The sequence below is a fragment of the Kribbella catacumbae DSM 19601 genome (assembly GCF_000372465.1).
In the GTDB taxonomy this organism is placed as follows: Bacteria; Actinomycetota; Actinomycetes; order Propionibacteriales; family Kribbellaceae; genus Kribbella; species Kribbella catacumbae.
Genome location: NZ_AQUZ01000007.1, coordinates 191314 through 209597, shown reverse-complemented (window position 1 = coordinate 209597; position 18284 = coordinate 191314). Strand labels below are relative to the sequence as shown.

14 protein-coding genes are annotated in these 18284 nt (G+C 68.3%); 6 read left to right on the top strand and 8 right to left on the bottom strand.

All coding sequences use genetic code 11. The features are described 5' to 3' along the window. The first annotated feature begins 2 nt into the window (after positions 1-2). Entirely contained in the window at positions 3-629 is a 627-nt protein-coding gene (locus tag A3ES_RS0110495; protein ID WP_026162743.1) for a TetR/AcrR family transcriptional regulator, read from the top strand. A 315-nt stretch (positions 630-944) separates the two neighbouring features. Here A3ES_RS0110495 and A3ES_RS0110490 read toward each other — a convergent pair whose 3' ends face one another. Beyond that, positions 945-1937 (bottom strand): LacI family DNA-binding transcriptional regulator, encoded by a 993-nt coding sequence (locus A3ES_RS0110490; protein ID WP_020386758.1) that lies wholly within the window; start codon positions 1935-1937, stop codon positions 945-947. A gap of 149 nt (positions 1938-2086) precedes the next feature. On the opposite strand from A3ES_RS0110490, the gene A3ES_RS0110485 reads away from it, so the two are divergent. Next, the gene (locus tag A3ES_RS0110485; RefSeq protein WP_020386757.1) at positions 2087-4000 is read left to right on the top strand and encodes a discoidin domain-containing protein; all 1914 of its coding nucleotides are present in this window, start codon (positions 2087-2089) and stop codon (positions 3998-4000) included. On the opposite strand, the gene A3ES_RS0110480 is transcribed toward A3ES_RS0110485, so the two are convergent. The 7 genes from A3ES_RS0110480 to A3ES_RS0110450 form a co-directional block, all read right to left on the bottom strand. Then, positions 3991-5226 (bottom strand): amidase, encoded by a 1236-nt coding sequence (locus A3ES_RS0110480; RefSeq protein WP_026162741.1) that lies wholly within the window; start codon positions 5224-5226, stop codon positions 3991-3993. The two genes, A3ES_RS0110485 and A3ES_RS0110480, sit on opposite strands and share 10 nt — an antisense overlap. A gap of 7 nt (positions 5227-5233) precedes the next feature. Next, positions 5234-6796 (bottom strand): alkaline phosphatase D family protein, encoded by a 1563-nt coding sequence (locus tag A3ES_RS0110475; RefSeq protein ID WP_020386755.1) that lies wholly within the window; start codon positions 6794-6796, stop codon positions 5234-5236. Positions 6797-6913: 117 nt separating this feature from the next. Further along, positions 6914-7144, bottom strand: a complete 231-nt coding sequence (locus A3ES_RS0110470; RefSeq protein WP_020386754.1) for a hypothetical protein — start codon at positions 7142-7144, stop codon at positions 6914-6916. 132 nt (positions 7145-7276) lie between these two features. Then, entirely contained in the window at positions 7277-8671 is a 1395-nt protein-coding gene (locus A3ES_RS46820; RefSeq protein ID WP_202806478.1) for an AAA family ATPase, read from the bottom strand. A gap of 83 nt (positions 8672-8754) precedes the next feature. Beyond that, positions 8755-9372, bottom strand: a complete 618-nt coding sequence (locus A3ES_RS0110460) for a hypothetical protein (RefSeq protein ID WP_020386753.1) — start codon at positions 9370-9372, stop codon at positions 8755-8757. Positions 9373-9468: 96 nt separating this feature from the next. Beyond that, positions 9469-10227, bottom strand: a complete 759-nt coding sequence (locus A3ES_RS55020; RefSeq protein ID WP_169501761.1) for a hypothetical protein — start codon at positions 10225-10227, stop codon at positions 9469-9471. Between the two features lie 35 nt (positions 10228-10262). Then, positions 10263-11684 carry a CCA tRNA nucleotidyltransferase gene (locus A3ES_RS0110450; protein WP_020386751.1) on the bottom strand — a complete coding sequence of 474 codons (1422 nt, stop codon included), beginning with the start codon at positions 11682-11684 and terminating at the stop codon, positions 10263-10265. A 63-nt stretch (positions 11685-11747) separates the two neighbouring features. Here A3ES_RS0110450 and A3ES_RS0110445 point away from each other — a divergent pair, with 63 nt between their 5' ends. From A3ES_RS0110445 to sigM, 4 genes are all read left to right on the top strand, one after another. Further along, complete coding sequence (locus tag A3ES_RS0110445) at positions 11748-14063, top strand: DUF6049 family protein (RefSeq protein WP_157630431.1); 2316 nt, start codon at positions 11748-11750, stop codon at positions 14061-14063. Continuing rightward, the gene (gene murJ / locus A3ES_RS0110440) at positions 14056-15702 is read left to right on the top strand and encodes a murein biosynthesis integral membrane protein MurJ (RefSeq protein WP_020386749.1); all 1647 of its coding nucleotides are present in this window, start codon (positions 14056-14058) and stop codon (positions 15700-15702) included. The genes A3ES_RS0110445 and murJ overlap by 8 nt, the downstream gene beginning before the upstream one ends. 171 nt (positions 15703-15873) lie before the next feature. Then, positions 15874-17538: a protein kinase family protein gene (locus A3ES_RS0110435; protein ID WP_020386748.1), complete on the top strand. Its 1665-nt coding sequence runs from the start codon at positions 15874-15876 to the stop codon at positions 17536-17538. Continuing rightward, positions 17535-18215, top strand: coding sequence for an RNA polymerase sigma factor SigM (sigM, locus tag A3ES_RS0110430; RefSeq protein WP_063745934.1), 681 nt, complete (start codon positions 17535-17537; stop codon positions 18213-18215). Before A3ES_RS0110435 ends, sigM begins: the two co-directional genes overlap by 4 nt. The last annotated feature ends 69 nt before the right edge of the window (positions 18216-18284 follow it).

Sequence of the window (18284 nt, the reverse complement as noted above, 5' to 3'; positions counted from 1 at the left end):
GCGTGAATCCCGGAAAACCACCGAGAGACTCCGAGGCGGTCGATGGGCGGCGCAGGCGGTTGACGGCGGAGGATCGTCGCAAGCAGTTGGTCGGGATCGGGTTGATGATGTTGCGGACCCAGCCGATCCACGAGCTGTCGATCGATGCCGTCGCGGCCGAGGCGGGGATCTCGCGCGGGCTGCTGTTCCACTACTTCCCGACCAAGCGCGACTTCTACGTCGAGGTGATGAGCGCCGCCGGCCGTCGGCTGCTGCGAGTCACCAAGCCGGACCCCGCGCTACCCGCCGACGAGCAACTCCGCCAGATGCTGCTCACCTTCGTCGCCTTCGTCACCCGCCGCCGCGACTCCTACATCTCCTTCGTCCGCGGCGCCGCCGGCGGAGACGTCTTCGTCGTCGAGGTCTACGCCGCAACCCGCGCCGGCCTCACCACCCGCGTCCTGGACCTGCTCGCCGAACCCACCCAGGAGCCCGCCTCGCCGATCCGCATGACAGTCCACGCCTGGCTCGCCTACGTAGAAGACCTAACCATCGAATGGTCCGGCCTCCCCGAGCACGCCCGTCCTTCATCCCCCGACGACCTGGTCGATCACACGATCGCGGCCCTCCACGCACTCCGCTCGCTATAGCCCCGGACCTCTCCGCTCGCTGTAGCCCCGGACGTCCACGCACGCACAACCCCCGCCGGACAACGCTTACCTCGGCGTGTCGCCGCCCTGACGGAGGGCAGTGCATGCGTGGCGACCCGAGCGATCGGCGCCATCGGCGAATCCGTACGCGGGCCTGGACCGCCACCACATGCCAACCTGCCGTTTCTGCCTAGTAACACACCTGCGCACGCTCAACCGAATGCATCCAGTCGTGGTTGGTGTGTGGTGGCGGTCCGGGACGGCCGGACACCGAACCTCACGGCTGTAGTTAGGCCAGGCTCGCGCCAGGTGGTGCTAGCGGGGTGGGGATGTTGAGTTGCGGATGACCAGTTCGGTGGCGAGTTCTACGTGGAGGGCTTCTAGTTCGTGGCGGTCCAGGAGGCGGATCAGGAGGCTGACGGCCATTCGGCCCATTTCCTGGAGGGGTTGGCGGACTGTGGTGAGGGTTGGAGACGTGGCTCTGCTCAGGTCCAGGTCGTCGAAGCCTGCGATGGAGAGGTCAGCCGGTACTGCGAGGTGGCGGTCGGCGGCGGCTTGGAGGGCGCCAACCGCGGCTTTGTCGTTGAAGGCGACTAGTGCCGTGGGGCGGTCGGGGAGATCCAGGAGTTGGCCAGCGGCTCGGTAGCCGTGTTCGGTGGTGGGCTGGATCGGGCGGACGAGGGCCGGGTCGGGGAGGATTCCGGCGTCGGCGAGCGCGGCGGCGTGGCCGCCGAGGCGGGCGTCGCTGGCCAGCCATTCGCTCGGGCCGCCGATGACGCCGATCCGGGTGTGCCCCAAGCCGACCAGGTGTGCGGTGACCTGCCGCGCGCCGGCGAAATGGGCGGCCGATACGGCGGCGATGTCGCGCGGCAGCGGAGTACGGGGGTCGACGACGACGAACGGGAAGCGGCGGGCGCGGAGCTGGATCAGCTCGTCACTCGTCTCCGGCGGCAGGATCAGGATGCCGCCGGCCAGGTCGCGCTGCGCGGGCAGCTTGGTGAGCACCTGGTCGTGCTGGGTCGCCTCGCCCGCGTTGAGCACGAGCCGGCGCCCGTGGCGATCGAGCGTCTCAGCGATCGACGAGACGATCAGCCCGAAATAGTCGGTCAGCACATACGGGCAGCGCAGGTAGACGGCTCCGCCGACCGGCTTCGGCGACCCGCCCCGCGGACTCGGTGCCCGTACGCCGAGCCGCTCGACGGCTCGCTCGACCAGTTCACGGGTCTCGGGCGCGACGCTCCCGTGCTGGTTGAGCACCCGGGAGACCGTCGCGATCGATACACCGGTCTCGGCCGCAATGTCTCGCACAGTCGCCCTGCTAGGCATTTGTTACACCAGCTTGTTTCACACTCAGCAGACTAGATGATCTTGACAGCGTTCGCCTGCCATCGTTTCCTGAGACCCGGATATTGCGTTCTTGTTTCATTTGTTACATCGGGGTTGACCTGAGGAGAACGATGAAGAGACCTGCGATCGGTGCCGTCGTGGCCGGTTCCGCCCTACTACTCAGCGGCCTGTCAGCCCAGGCAGTTGAGCTGCCCACCACCAAAACCACCAAGGCGCGGGTCTGGGTGACCACCCCGGACCGGGCCGAGCTGCTGCACGAGCGGGCGCCCGTCGCCTTCGGCAAGGGGCCAAGCGCGCAGACGACCATCACGGTCGACCCCGGAACGAAGTACCAGTCGATGGACGGCTTCGGCGCCTCGATCACCGACTCCTCGGCGGCCGTGCTCTATCGGCTGACACCCGCCGTCCGCGACCAGACGATGCGTTCGCTGTTCGACCGCGACCAGGGCATCGGAGTCAGCTTCCTCCGCCAGGTGGTCGGCTCGTCCGACTTCACCGCGGCGCCACAGCACTACACGTACGACGACGTACCGGCCGGGCAGACCGACTTCCCGCTGCGGCACTTCACCATCTCGCACGACCAGGCGCAGATCCTGCCGCTGCTGCGCCGGGCCAAGCAGCTCAACCCGTCGCTGAAGGTTATGGCGACGCCGTGGAGCCCACCGGCCTGGATGAAGACCGGCGACTCACTGGTCGGTGGCCGACTCAAGGACGACCCAGCGATCTACAACGCCTACGCGCGCTACCTGGTGAAGTTCGTGAAGGCGTACGAGGCGGCCGGCGTACCGGTGGACTTCCTCTCGGTGCAGAACGAGCCGCAGCACCGCAAGCCGAGCGGCTACCCCGGCACGGACATGCCCGTCCGCCAGCAGGCCGCAGTGATCGAGCAGCTCGGCCCGCTGCTGCGCGCCTACAGCCCGCGGACCAAGATCCTCGGCTATGACCACAACTGGTCGACCCACCCGGGCGACGTCAACAACACCCCGCCCGGTGAGGACCCGGAGACTGACTACCCGTACCAGCTGCTCGACAGTCCGGCCAGCAAGTGGCTGGCCGGTACGGCGTACCACTGCTACTCCGGCAACCCCAGTGCGCAGACCGCACTGCAGCAGACCTTCCCGGACAAGGGCATCTGGTTCACCGAGTGCTCCGGGTCGCACGGGCCGAACGACACTCCGGCGCAGATCTTCCGGGGCACGCTGACCTGGCACGCGCGCACCCTGATGCTCGGTACGACGCGCAACTGGTCCAAGTCGGTCGTGAACTGGAACATCGCGCTGGACGACAAGGGCGGCCCCTACAACGGCGGCTGCACCACCTGCACCGGACTCGTCACCGTGCAGCCGGACGGCAGCGTCAGCACCGATGCGGAGTACTACACGATCGGGCACCTGTCGAAGTTCGTGCGTACCGGGGCGGTGCGGATCGCCAGTACGTCGTACGGGACGACCGGGTGGAACGGGCAGCTCATGTCGTCGGCCTTCCGGAACCCGGACGGCTCGACGGCGCTCTTGGTGCACAACGAGAACGACGAACCGCGGACCTTTGCCGTGGCCGTTGGCGACCAGTCCTTCGAGTACACGCTGCCCGGTGGTGCGATCGGGACGTTCGTCTGGGAGCGCTCGCCGAAGCCGTTGCTGACTCCTGTGTCGCTGGAAGGCGCGACAGCGAGCGCAGTACCGGCTGCTGATGCGGCGCTGGCGTTCGACGCTGACGGCTCCACTGTCTGGCAGTCGAAAGCAGCGCAGGCCGCTGGGCAGTATGTGCAGGCCGACCTCGGTACGGCGAAGCAGTTCCGCCGGATCGCGATCGACAGCGGCGGCAACGCCGGCGACTACGCACGAGGCTGGCAGGTGTCGACCAGCTTCGACGGCACCACCTGGCGACCACTGGCATCGGGCACGGGCACCGGCCAACTCACCAACCTCGATGTGAAGCCCACACGCGCCCGCTACGTCCGCATCTCCTCCACCGGCACCAGCGACCACTGGTGGACCCTCGCAGACGTCCGCCTCTACAACTGACTCTCGATCCACGCTGCAACGGCGCTGGCCTTCTGGTTGTCTCTGGCAATGAGCTGGAGGCCTACCGGGAGGCCAGTAGTCGGTAGGGGGATGCTGAAGGCGGGGAAGCCTGCGATGTTGGCGAGGCGGACGTTGCGCAGTAGGCGTGCGCGGACGTCTGCTGCATCGAGGAGTGGAGCAACGATCGGCACCGTCGGCAGTAGTACGGCGTCGACCTGGTCCAGCAGCTCGGCCAGTTGGGCCGTTAGGTCGGCCGCCTCGGCCCGCGCCTGCACGTAACGCCATGCTGGGACCTCGGCAGCTTCACGCAGCCGCAGTTGGACGTCGGGCTGGTAATCCTCAGTGGAGCGGCCGATGTGATTGGCAACGGCTTCTGGACCTTGCAGGTCGAGCCCCGTCCGCAGAGTCGCGGCCCAGTCCGGCAGCTCCACCTCCACCGTCTCGAGCCGGCCGATCGCACGGGACCACGCCTCACCGACCTCCGGGTCGTAGTCCCTGTACTCCGGGTTGGCGGCGACCCCTAGTCGCGGCGTACCGGCTGTAGGTGCTGTGGGCTCGTCGGAGAGCGCACTAGTCGCGTAGACGGCGTCGGCGACGGAGGTGGTGAGCACACCCACGTGGTCCAGGCTCTGTGCGAGCGGGAAGACTCCGTTGACCGGCAAAGTGTCCCGGGCCGGCTTGTAGCCGACCACTCCACACAGGGCGGCCGGGGTGCGTACAGAGCCCGCAGTGTCAGTGCCGATCGCCAGTGGAACGACACCAGCCGCCACTGCGGCACCAGCGCCCGCACTGGATCCGCCGGTCATCCGCGATAGGTCATGCGGGTTCAGGCACGGCCCGACGCGGTTCGACGTACCGGTGCAGCCGTAGGCGAACTCATGCGAGTGGCTGAGCCCGATGATCACTGCACCGGCCGCGCGCAGCCGGCGTACGACCTCGGCGTCTCTCGTCGCGACTCCGTGCATAGAGGCGGAGCCGCAGCGGTACGGCAGTCCCTCGACCTCGATGATCTCCTTGACCAGCACGGGGATGCCGGCCAGCGGACCATGCGGCACCTGCCTAGCGGCCTCCCGAGCACCGTCGGCATCCAGGTGGACTATCGCGTTCAGCTTCGCCGCGTCGGTCGCTCGCTGCAGGGCTTGCTCGACCAGCTCGACCGGATCGAGTTCACCTGCACGGACAGCGGCCGCCATCCCCTCTAGAGATGGCACAGTCAAAGAGGTCACCGGACCATCAGATCACCTCTACTGTCGAGCTGCCGCGCGCAGTACGGACCTGGTAGCTGGTACTGACTCCGGCATTGGCATGCAGCTTGTCCACAGCCCGGTAGGCGAGCTTGGCATCGTCCTGCGTCACCTCGAGGACGCCGTACCCGTGCTGGCGCATGTCGACCAGCTTGAGGTGCGGGTTGTACTGCAGCCGCTTCTGCTCGTCCGCCTTCGCCCCGGTCGCCCCCTTCGTGTCGCCCGTATTGGTCGACGACACGGACGGTACGACGAACTCGACCCCGGCCCGGCGCGTACCACCGGGGTTGCCGGGTGAGCCCGGCGCGAAGCCCGTGTCCCACAGCTCGCCGGAGAAGGTGTCGTGGTCGTCGCCGGTCACTACGACCAAGTCGGACACACGCTCGGCCGCCAGCGAGAGCAGCTCGGTCCGCTCGGCGCCGTACCCGTCCCAGGTGTCCATGAAGGCGCGCTCGCCGGCGGCGCCGGTGACCATGCCCATCATCATGTTCGGGTTGGCGAGCACCTTCCACCGCGCGCCCGACGAGCGCAGACCGTCCGCGAGCCACGCCTTCTGCGCCTGGCCGAGCATGCTGCGACCAGGCGCGTCCGCGGCCTCGCAGATGATGCTGCCGCCGTCGTCGCAGGGCTGGTCGTCCTTGTACTGACGGTTGTCGATGGCAAACAACTCGACGGTCCGGCCGAGCTTCAGCGACCGGTAGGTGCGGGTCATGTCGCCGCTGTAGCGCGGTACCGGCATCCGCTCGAACCACGCGTGCCAGGCCGCACTGCGCTTCTCCTTGAAGAACAGCTCGGGCAGCGTCCAGTTGTCCAGGCTGTAGTTGTTCCGGAACTCGTGGTCGTCCCACAGCGGCAGGAACGCGTGCTGCGCATGCATCGCGCGCAGGTCCGGGTCACTGCGATACAGCGTGTACTTCGCCCGCATGGTCGGCAGGATCTGTGGATAGAGGTTGAGGTCGATCCCGCGAACCCCTGGCACGGTGGCTTCGTAGACGTAGTCGCCGAGGCAGACCACCAGGTCGAGGTCCTCGGCGGCCAGGTGGCGGTGCGTGGCGTAGTACCCCTCGGTGAAGCCCTGACAGGTGAAGAAGCCGATCCGGACCGGCTGGTTCGAGTCGGCCGGTCGCAGCGTCTGGAACCGGCCGAGCGGGCTCACGGTGTCCTGGCCGCGGAACTGGTAGAAGTACTCCGCTCCGGCGGCGAGCCCGGTCGCCGGGAAGTGCACGCACCCGTCCCACCGCTTCTCGGCGATGACCGTCTGGACGATCTCCGGCCGGGTGAGATCCCGTTGCTTCGACACCACGACGGCGAGCTCGGCGTCGCCGTCGAACACCCCTCGTGGCACTCGGGTCCACAGCGTCGCGCCGTCGGTTCGCGGTACGCCGGCCATGATCCCCTCGGGGAAAGTGGCGCCACGAACCAGTGTGGGCGAGGCGTCGGCGGCGGCGCGAAGCATCGGCGTACCAGCGCTCCAGGCGGTGGCCGGAGCTGCTGCGGTGACACCGGCGGCGCCGATCGCGCCGAGGACGGTCCTGCGGGTGAGGTGAGCCATGCAGAAAATACTGAGAGGTAATGATGAATCTGGGAAGACCTCAGCGCGACCGATCAGTGACGCGCTGTCGACCTCACTCCTCGCCTGTCCGCGAGTGAGGAAAGCGAAGCAGGAGCGTCATGCCCGATTGCTACCGTCCGGCTCATGTCCGACAGGGTGCAACTGATGGAGGGCGTCGAACTGCGGCCCGCTGACCGGACCGACCCGGCCGTCGTCGCGCTGACGACCGCGCAACAGGCCGAGCTGAACGCGATCTACGGCGAGGACCAGCCGCTGGTCACCCTGCACCCCGAGATCGAGTTCATCCTGCTGACCGTGGACGGCACCCCGGTCGGCTGCATCGGCCACCCTCCGCCTGGAAACCGGCACCGAGCAACACGAAGCCATCGCCCTCTACACCCGCCACGGCTACACCCCGATCCCGGCCTACCCACCCTTCGAACAAGAACCAGCCTCCCTCTGCTTCGCCAAACAGCTGGGCTAGCTGGGTCGGCGGTACAGATCGTCGAGGCCCACGGTCAGCACGCTCGGGTCAAGCCCGGGCTCGAAGCCGGCGCCGCTATAGCAGGCGAGGATCGTCTCCGACGTGTCGTAGTCGCGGGACAGCAAGTGCCGCGCTCGCTCGAGGCGGCCGACGTGCCGTTGCCCCATAACCTCGCCCCAGTTGGCCTCGCCGAGCGACAAGACCTTGCGCCGTCGGCCGGAGATCGCGGGAGCGAGGACAACGACGTCCACCTCGATCTGGCTCCGGTGGGAATGATCCGTGACGACGCCCGCGCCGATCTCGCCCGGCAACTCACCGAACCGCTCGGCCGGTGCAGCCATTGCGTACTCGCGGCAGAGTTGCTCGAAGTGCGGTCCGACGACCTGCGACGAGAAGCGCGGCCGGGCCGACTCCCACACATTTGCTGCCCGACCGCTTTCGAGCAGCCCCCACTGCGGCCGCATCACCACATGGTAGAAAACGATCAGGGGCTCAGCCACCTCGTAGCCCGACCGCCCCGACCTGAAGACGTCCGGTCGGCGTCGCAACAGACCGCTGTCCTCCAGGACGATCAACTGGTGACCGATGTCGGTCGCCTTGCGCCCGACGTAGTTGGCGATCCCACCCCTCGTACTGTTGCCAGCGGCAACCGCTGCGAGCACCGAGTGATAGAGCGCGCCGTCGCGGACATTCATCTCCTCCTCGAGGAGATACCGCGCCTCGCGAAACAGCGGGCTCGCCGGGCTCAGCGCGGTACGAAGTACCCAGTCGTCGAATCCGTCGAGTGAATCCGGGCTGTCGTCGTTGACGAATCGCCGGTACGCCGGTGTGCCCCCGACCACGGCATGCAGCAGCGCGGCGAGACGCGGGTCGTTGACCCCCCAGTACTCGGCGGCCAGCAGGTAGTCGAACGGCCGGACGACCAGCTCGAGCGTCGCCCGCCCGCGCAAGGGAGCCGTTCCGCCGAGCAGACCACCCATCACCGACATCGCGGAACCACACAGCAGCAGCTTGGTACGCCGACCGGCGGATGCTGCCTGGTCGATCTCCCGCTGCAAGATCGACGGCAGTGCCGGCGATACCTGACTCAGATAGGGAAACTCGTCGATGACGAACGGACCGGCGGAGTCGATCGAGAAGAGGAACCGGATGGCCTCGTCCCAATTGTCGAAGCGAGGCGGCGACGGCGCGTCGAGGTGCGCTCCGATCGCCGCGGCGAACAGCGCGAGCGACTCGGTTCGGTCGCCTGCGTCGCGCCGAAATACAGGCCGCCGGACTGTTCGGCGAGGCCCTCGACCAAGTAGGTCTTGCCCTGTCGCCGTCTGCCGCTGACCACGCCGAGTTGAGGACGGTCCGCCGGCCCGGCAGCGAACCTGGCCAGATGAGCCCACTCCTGGTCGCGGGCGAAGATTCGATCAGGCTTCCTCATGTTGTAGAACTATACTTATAATAAGTATAGTTCTACTACTTAGGATCAGCGGGGGAGGTTGAGGACGAGACTTTCGCCCTCGGGGTGGAAGCCGAGTTTGTTGAGGTAGGGGGCTGAGTCGCGCATTCGGGGCGAGGCCAGGACCTGGCGGAAGCCGTGGTCGGCGAAGACGTCGCTGCGGCGGTAGACGAACTCGCCGGGGGTGAAGTCGCGGTACTTCGGCAGCACGTAGTCGAGGTCGATCTGGGCGCGACCGGAGCCGGCGTCGTGGGCGAGGACCACGCCGACGGTGCGTTCGCCGTGCTGGACCAGGAACGCGTACGGGCTCGCCGCCGGGGCGAAGCCGGGGTTGAACTTGGCGATGTCCTTCTCGTGCGCGGTCAGCACGTGCCCGAGGTAGGCGTCGGTGCTGTTCACCTCCAGGACGGCGTACTCGTGATCGTCATGGCGATGCCGGAGCAGGCGCCACAGGTGAACGACGTTGATCACGGCGAGAACGGCGTTCATCCCGACCATCGGCCACACCGGAATGGCGAGGTTGAAGCCGACCAGAATCACGCAGCCGACCAGGTTCAGCAGCCGAAGCCGAAGGATCCGGGTCTGCAGCAACGACACGACGACCAGCGCCGATCCGCCCCACCCGATACTGCTCAAGAGGTCCACGCCGCGAGATTAGACCAGCTGAGCCGGTGGACTGCTCCTCGTCACCGTTGCACGTGAAACAGTCGACATTTCGCTTTCCACCCCAGGCGATCCGAGTCAGCCGTCGCCACCGCCACCGCCGCCACCGCCGCCGCCGTCACCACCTCCGCCTTCGAAGCCTCCTTCATGGCCGCCGGGGGTGAAGCCGGCTTCCGAGCCTCCCCAGGAACCGGAGACACCGGTCTGGGCTTCGAAGGCAGCCATTGCGATGAAGGTCGCCCCTACGCCTTCCGTGAAGTAGCCCTGGCCGTAGGGCGCGACTGCCGCGCCGGCCTCCCAGTACGGCACCCGGCGACTGCCGTAGCGGACGTATCGGATCTCTGGATCGTCGTTGGCCTTCACGCGGGCGGCGTCCTGCGCACAGGCCGGCACCGTGCGGGTGCCACGACCGGGCCACGTCCAGACCACGTCAGTGACCGACGGGCCGTGCTGGGGATTGAAGAAGCACGGGACGCGGCGTTCCGGGACCGGCTCGCCTGATCTGCGCGCCACGACGCAGATGATCGCGTAGCGGCCGGCGGCGAGGGTGTCGGTGATCGTGCTGATCTCCTCGGCGGACCTGATGTTCTTCACTGTGCGCTGAGCGGACTCATAGGCGTCCAGTGCCCGCTGATAGTCCAGCCGGGTGTCGGCGTCCAACTCCTGGATGGCGACTCGATCGCCCAGGCGGCTGAGTTCTTCGCCAAGCAGTGTCACGTCCTCGTCCGCGAGCACGCGGATCTGCTCGAGCTCCTCGGCATCAAGCCGTCCGGAAGCTCGTCGATCCCACAGGTACCGGCCCGCCAGCGCGAGTCCGCCGCCCCCCAGGACAGCCATCAGCCACCACATCTGTCGACGGTACCGCCGTCCGCTCAGGTGCGGGAGTTCCACCAGCTGAGGAGTTTTTCCCTGGCCACATCGTCGCCGAGCGGGCCTTCGTCCATCCGGAGTTCCATCAGGTACTTGTACGCCTCGCCGACCTCGCGGCCGGGGCCGATGCCGAGGGTTTCCATGATCTGGTTGCCGTCGAGGTCCGGGCGGATGGAGTCCAGTTCCTCTTGCTCCTGCAGGCGCTCGATGCGCTTTTCCAGATCGTCGTACGCCGATCGCAGCGCGTCCGCCTTGCGCTTGTTGCGGGTGGTGCAGTCGGCCCGGGTCAACACGTGCAGGCGGCTGAGCAGGTCGCCGGCGTCGCGGACGTACCGGCGTACGGCGGAGTCGGTCCACTCGCCGGTGCCGTAGCCGTGGAAGCGCAGGTGCAACTCGACCAGCTTGCCGACCTGGTCGATCTGCTCGTTGCTGAACCGCAGCGCCTTCATCCGCTTCTTCGCCAGCTTGGCCCCGACCACGTCGTGGTGGTGGAACGTCACCTTGCCCGCGCCCTCGAAGCGCCGGGTCTTCGGCTTGCCGATGTCGTGGATCAGCGCGGCGAAGCGGACCACGAAGTCGGGCAGCTCGACGCCGAGCCGCGGCTCCAGGTCGATCGCCTGCTCGAGCACGATCAGTGAGTGCTCGTACACGTCCTTGTGCCGGTGGTGCTCGTCCAGCTCCAGCCGCAGCGCGGGCAGTTCGGGCAGCACGTGGTCGGCCAGCCCGGTGGCGACCAGCAGGTCGAGCCCGATCCGGGGGTACGGCGCACAGACCAGCTTGATCAGCTCGTCCCGGACGCGCTCGGCCGACACGATGGTGATCCGCTCGGACATCGCCGTCATCGCGGCCACCACGGCCGGGTCCGGGGTGAAGCCGAGCTGAGCGGCGAACCGGGCCGCCCGCATCATCCGCAGCGGGTCGTCGGAGAACGAGTCCTCGGGCGACCCCGGGGTCCGGATCACCTTGCCTGCGACGTCCTCGATCCCGCCGAACGGGTCGACGAACTGGTGCGACGGCAGCAGCACCGCCATCGCGTTCATCGCGAAGTCGCGCCGGGCCAGATCGCCCTGCAGGTTGTCGCCATAGGCGACCTCCGGTTTGCGCGAGGTGGGATCGTAGGACTCCGACCTGTATGTCGTGATCTCGAGAACCCAGTCATCCTTGCGACAACCGATGGTGCCGAAAGCCTTGCCGATGTCCCAGACGTGGTCCGCCCAGCCGGCCAGCAACCGCTCCACCGCGTCCGGCCGGGCCGAGGTGGCGAAGTCGAGATCCTTGCTCCCCCGGCCGAGCAGAATGTCCCGGACGGGACCCCCGACCAGGGCGATCTCGTGGCCGGCGGCGGCGAACCGCGCGCCGAGCTCGTCGACCACCGGCGCGATCTGCAGCAGCGACTGGACACCTTGCCGCTGGACCGCAGACAACGATCCGGCGGAGGCTGAGCGGTCGGGAGTAAGGGACACGGGGAACTAGGTTACGGTGACGGCGTGTTGAGACGGCGACTGAGGCTCCCCGTGGTGGCGGGCGCGAGCCTGCTGATCGCTGCGTCGTCCACTGTGCTGGCCTCGACGCAGGCGGTTGCCTCCCCGGCGGAGGACAACCCGGTGGTGGACGTCGCCATCGACTCCTTCAGTCCGTCCGCCCCGGTCCCCGGCCAAGCGGTCACCATCACCGGCCGGATCACCAACACCAGCCAGACCACCTTCGAGGAGGCGCAGGCGACTGCTTGTATCGCGCGCGAGCGGCTCTCGACGGCGGTGGCGATCGCAGCCATCCCGACCGAGACCGACACCCTGGTCAAGGACCGCCTCGGCTGCTCCGGCCTGACCAATTCCGAGGCGACCACCTTCCAGGAGTTCCACGACCCGCTGGCCCCCAAGTCGTCGGTCGCGTTCAAGCTGGTGGTGCCCTGGAACGAGTGGAAGATCTCGAGCCAGCCCGGCGTCTACTCGGTCGGTGTGCGGTTCCGCGGCAACGTCACCAAGAAGCCCCGCACCACCGCGGGCCTGAGCCGAATCCTGATGCCGGTGGTCAGCAAGACGCCGCCGCGCAAAGTGAACACCTCGCTGGTCCTGCCGCTGGCGCACCGGCCCACGTTGCTGGCCGACCACCTCTTCGCGAACGACTCGCTGGCCCAGTCGATGGCCCCGACCGGCCGGCTCGGCCGGCTGCTCGAACTCGGCAAGAAGCGGACCGTCAGCTGGCTGGTCGACCCGGCGATGATCGACGAGGCGCGCACGATCGCCAAGGCCGACTACCGGGTCGTGGCCAGTCGCAACCAGAGCAAGCCCGGTACCGGCCGCAAGATCGTCAAGGACTGGCTGGACGCCTTCGACGAGTCCCGCCATCGCAACCCCGTGGTCCTGCTCCCGTACGGCGATCCAGACATCGCGAGCCTGGTCGCCGCGGGCGGCTCGCTGGACTCGATCGTCACCTCCTCGCGCTCGAAGAGCGAGGGGTATCCGATGGGCCCGCCGTCGATCGGTGACCCGTCCGGGGTCTGGCTCGAAGGCGGCGCGGTCACCACCAAGACCCTGATCAACGGCTCCAGCGGCTTCGCCGGCGCCCGCAAGGACGACGTGAACATCGTGACCAGCTCGTCCTGGTCGGCCAGGGAGCGGCCCAGCCTGCTCCCCACCCCGGTCTACGACGTGCTGACCCCGGAGGGCCCACCGAGGTCGGTCCGGGTACTGATCGCGAACTCCGCGCTGCTCGACGGCGGCCCGGATCCGGCCACGGCAGGTAACCCGCTCCAGGTCCGGCAGCGGTTCGCCGCCGAGACCTCACTGATCGCCGGCTCAGGCACCGGCCCGGCGACCGTCGTCGTCGCGCCTCCGCGGGGCTGGGACAACGAGGTCCTGGCCACCTCCGCCGTAGCACAGGCGATGTCCGCGCCGTGGATCACACCGGTCGGCATCAATCAGGTGGTCAACCCCAAGCCGCCCGTGACCAAAACCCCTGCGGCGCCGGCCGAGAACACCGGCCTGCCCGAGGGGCAACTGGACCGGATCAAGGCGCTGAGCGGCGCCCTCACGACCTACAAGGCCCTGCTGGCCGAGCCGTCCGATGACACGCCCGTGGGTCTGAAGCTAGGACTGCTCCGGTCCGCGTCCAGCGAATGGAAGGCGTTTCCGGACCAGGCGCAGCGCTTCCTCGCCTATCAGCAGACCGCCGCTGCTACCGAGCTGAACAAGGTCCACCTGGTCAGCAACAACCTCAAAGGGCAGAACCAGGCGATCAAGGTCAACCTGTCCGGCAGCAAGGGGACCTTCCCGCTGACGGTCGAGAACGGGCTCGACGTGACGATCCGGATCAAGCTCGAGGTCAAGGCCACCGGCAACCGGGACGACCTCAAGATCGGCCAGATGCGCGTGCTGGAACTGCCGGCCGGCCAGAAGGGCACGTTCCAGGTCAGGGCGAGTGCCGAGCAGAACGGTGTGATCAACGCCAAGGCCCAGCTCGTCACGGCCGGCGGAGAGCCGGTCGGCGACTCGAAGCCGTTGGTGATCCAGGCAGCGCAGTACGGCAGCGTCGGCTGGATCCTGGTCGGTGCCGCCGTCGCACTGCTGTTCGGTACGTCGATCGTCCGGATCTACCGCCGGGTCCGGTCGGAGCGGCGCAACCCGTCAGGCCCCAAGCCGGAGGCTGACGCGTTGCACCCGGCGCCGCTGCCGACGGAGAACCTGGTGCCGGAGCCGGACGACTTGGCGACCACCGCTGAGCCACCGGCGTCGCCGGAGCCCAAGCCTGAGCTGGGCGGTCTCGAGAGCCTGAAAGAGGGAGTCGGAACGAAGGATGGCTGACCGCACCCTGCGCTCCGCGGCGGTGATGGCAGCCGGAACTGTGCTGTCCCGCCTGCTCGGATTCGTCCGGATCGCCCTGCTCGCCGCCGCCATTGGCACCGCCCTGCGCGGCGACATCTTCACCGCCGCGAACACGATCCCGAACAGTCTCTACATCCTGCTGGCCGGCGGCATCTTCAACACCGTGCTCGTCCCGCAACTGGTTCGCGCGATCAAGAACCACGAGGACGGCGGCCGGGACTTCACCAACCGGCTGCTGACCTTCGGCTTCGTCGTACTGGCCGTCGTCACCGTCGGTTGCGTGTTGCTGGCGCCGCAGATCGCCGGGCTCTATCTGCCCGACGAACTGCATGACCCGGCGCGCGCCTCCGAGCGGGCGTCGATGATCCTGTTCGTCCAGCTGTGCCTGCCGCAGATCTTCTTCTACGGGGCGTTCGTGCTGGTCGGCCAGGTGCTGAACGCGCGGCGCCGGTTCGGCCCGATGATGTGGGCACCGATCGCGAACAACATCGTCGCCTGCGCGTCGATCGTGGTCTTCCTGCTGATCTACCGGGCCGGCGACACCCCGCCGACGTACACCACCAACGAGACGCTGCTGCTCGGGCTCGGCCACACCGTTGGCATCGCGGTCCAGTTGCTGGTGCTGCTGCCGTACCTGAAGGCCAGCGGTCACACCTACGTGCCGAAGTTCGGGCTGCGCGGCACCGGCCTCGGACAGACCGCCAAGCTCGGGATCTGGACCGTGCTGTTCGTCGCGGTCAACCAGGTGACCCTGGTCGTGGTCACCAACCTGGCCATCGCCGGTAGCGCGTCGGACAGCCCCGGCGCGAAGGCCGGCCTGTTCGCCTACAGCACCGCGATGCTGATCATCCTGGTGCCGCACGGCATCGTGACGGTCTCACTGGCGACGGCAGCGCTGCCGCAGATGTCGAGCCTGGCGGCCGACGGCGACGTGACCGAGGTGGCCCGTCTCTCGGCCCGGTCGATCCGGCAGACGCTGGCCATCGTCGTACCGGCAGCCGCCGCGATGATCGCCTTCGCCTACCCGATCGTGACGCTGATCGCCGGCTACGGCTCCGGCAAGAACAACCTGCAACTGATGGCCTACACCCTGATGGCGCTGGCGCTCGGGCTGGTGCCGTTCACCGTGCAGTACTTCCAGTTGCGCACCTTCTACGCGTTCGAGGACACCAGGACGCCGTTCTTCCTGCAGTGCGTGATCGCCGCGACGAACATCGCGGCCGCCGTGATCGGGGTGCGGGTGGTCCTCGGCGAGGAGCACCTGCGGTACAGCGGTGTGGCCCTGGGTGCTGCCTACTCGCTGGCGTACCTGGTCGCCGTCCTGATGTCCCGCCGGGTGCTTGCCCGCAAGGTGCCCCGCGTACACGGCGCGGGGATCGGGCTGCCGCTGGTCGCCATGGTGATCGCCGCCATCCTCGGCGCGGGCGCCGGGCGGGTGGTGCTCTCCCTGATCGACTCGGCCACGGACTGGAACGGGCCGCTCACTGCCGCCCTGGAGATCGCGATCGGCGGCATCATCATGCTCCCGGTGTACGTCGGAGTGGCGCGGGTACTCCGTATCCATGAGGTCACCGATGTGGTGGCCATGGTCACATCGAAGCTGCCGGGACGGTCCTGATCGGACCGCTTGTGCACTCGTGCACCACTTGTCCGGTCAACGGGGCACTAGCATGGGGGCTGCGATCGGACCGCCAACCGCTCGCAACCGCTGTTCAGCCGGTACGGCCCGCCGACCGATCGGGAGCGGAGACGCAGGACGACCAGTGCATCGAGGAGGGCGAGAGACACCGTGTCGAACCAGACCGTCAGTCCTGGTGCCCTGCTCGCCGGCCGGTACCGGATCGCCGAGTTGCTCGCGGAGATCGACGGTGCCCGGGTGTGGCGAGCAGTGGACGAGGTGCTCAGCCGAGCTGTGGTCGTGGACGTCCTGCCGATCGGCGACCCACGAACCAACCTGCTCTTCGACGCCGCCCGGCGCGCGGCTGCCGCTGCTGACCCACGCTTCCTGCGGGTGCTCGACTGCGACATGCACGAGGGCGTCACGTACTGCGTCCGCGAGTGGGCCGGTGGACGCCCCCTGGAGCGGATGCTCTCTGCTGGACCGCTGACCGGCCAACAGGCCGGTTGGCTGGCCCGCGAGGTCTCCGAGGCTCTGGAGAACCTGCACCGCACTGGGCACTCGCACGGCTCGATCAGCCCGTCCACAGTCGTCGTGACGGACGCTGGAGCCATCAAGGTCGTCGGCCTCGCCACCGAAGCCGCCCTACGCTCCACCGGCGCCGGTACTCCGGAGGAGGACGTCCGCGCGCTCGGAGAGTTGCTGTACGCCTCCTTGACCGGCCGCTGGCCCGGACCGGCACCCGCCTGGGGCCTGCAGCCCGCTCCGTTCGAGCACGGCCGGCTCTTGAGCCCGCGCCAGGTGCGCGCCGGAGTGCCGCGTTCGCTGGACGACATCTCCGACCGGCTGCTCGGCGACCCGCCGCGGCACCACTCCGTCCCGATCACGAGCGCCGCAGGGCTGTCCGCCGCGCTCTCCGGCGTCATCGGCAGCTCCCACGAGCCGCCGAGCCAGATGGACGAGACGGTCGCGGTTGCCCGTCAGAACGGCAGCGTGGACGACGCCACCCAGGTCGCGCCGGCTATCCAGGCTCCGCCTGCGCTCGACCCGCCTGTACCGCAGTACCAGCAGAGTGCCTACGCCGAGAACAACGGTCACGCCCCGCCACAGCCGGCGTACGCGACCGCTGCCGAGACCCGACCCGTACGCCGTCAGCCGGCTCCGCCGCAGAATGGCAACGGCCGGCGCAAACCCCCGGCCGACGAGCCGAAGCAGCGCGGTAGCTGGGGTGGCCGGATCCTGATCCTGCTCGCCGTACTCGCGTTGCTGTCGGTGATCGCGATGGCGCAGTTCCTGGTCAAGGGCGCGATCAACAAGGACCAGGGCAGCGACGGCAAGACCACCGCACCGCCCTCCAGCGCCCCGCCGCCGTCGGCCTCCGCCGGGCCGATCAAGATCTCCGCCGCCAAGGACTTCGACCCGGATGGCGACAAGAAGGAACGACCTGAGGACGTCGCCAACACCTACGACGGCAAGGCCAGTACCACCTGGCAGACGATGTCGTACAAGAGGCGGCCGGATCTCGGCGGGATCAAGGACGGCGTCGGCATCATCTACGACCTGGGCGCGGTCACCGACGTCTCCAAGGTGACGGTCAACCTGGTCGGCCAGGGCACCAACCTCGAACTGATGATCCCCAAGGCGGATCCCAGCGTTTCCTCGCCGACGGCCGACGGCTGGAAGTCGGTCGCCGCGCTCGAGGACCAGGGCCCCCAGGCGGTACTGACGCCGGCCGCGCCGGTCAAGACCAGGTATGTTCTGGTCTGGCTGACCAGCCTGCCGAAGGAAGGCAGCGGCTACCGCGGCGAGATCTCGGAGGTCACAGTTCAGAAATGACCTCAGATATCACCCGGATCGGTCCGCCGGGAACGGCTGATGGACCGGCTGCCCCGCCGGCCGGGTACGACTCCATGGACGACCACGAGCTGCTCCGGCTGCACGTGGCCGGCAACCCGGACACGTTCGGCCTCCTGGTCAAGCGGCACCGCGACCGGATGTGGGCGGTGGCGATCCGCACCCTCGGCGAGCCCGAGGAGGCGGCCGACGCGCTGCAAGAGGCGTTCATCTCGGCGTTCCGCCGGGCTGACTCGTTCCGTGGCGACGCCAAGGTGACCACCTGGCTGCACCGGATCGTGGTGAACGCCTGTCTGGACCGGATCCGCCGCCGTCAGGTTCGTCAGACCGATCCGCTGCCGGAGGACGAAGACCGCGCGGCCGAGCTGGCCGGGCCGGTCGAGGAGGACGCGGCCGAGGTCCGCGAGCGCCGGCTCGACGTTCTGAAGGCGCTCAAGCAGATCAACGTCGACCAGCGCAGCGCGCTCGTCCTGGTCGACATGGAGGGCTACTCGATCGAGGAGGCGGCGGCGATCCTCGGTTGCGCTCCGGGCACGGTGAAGAGCCGCTGCGCCCGCGGTCGGGCCCGGTTGCTGCCGTTGCTCCGGCATTGGCAGACCACGCGCGGCGGTTCCGACGTACCGGAGAAGACCGCGGCGGAGACGGTGGGAACCGAATGAGCCTGCTGCCCGTCGAAGCGGGGTCGCCACCCTGCGACCCCGTGATCGCCGACCGGAGCTTTTCACCGA

Bases quoted from the DNA above. Each gene is read 5' to 3' on its own strand.
- A3ES_RS0110485 (WP_020386757.1), top strand. From the start codon at position 2,087: ATGAAGAGACCTGCGATCGGTGCCGTCGTGGCCGGTTCCGCCCTACTA.
- murJ (WP_020386749.1), top strand. From the start codon at position 14,056: ATGGCTGACCGCACCCTGCGCTCCGCGGCGGTGATGGCAGCCGGAACT.
- sigM (WP_063745934.1), top strand. From the start codon at position 17,535: ATGACCTCAGATATCACCCGGATCGGTCCGCCGGGAACGGCTGATGGA.
- A3ES_RS55020 (WP_169501761.1), bottom strand. From the start codon at position 10,227: ATGGCTGTCCTGGGGGGCGGCGGACTCGCGCTGGCGGGCCGGTACCTG.
- A3ES_RS0110475 (WP_020386755.1), bottom strand. From the start codon at position 6,796: ATGGCTCACCTCACCCGCAGGACCGTCCTCGGCGCGATCGGCGCCGCC.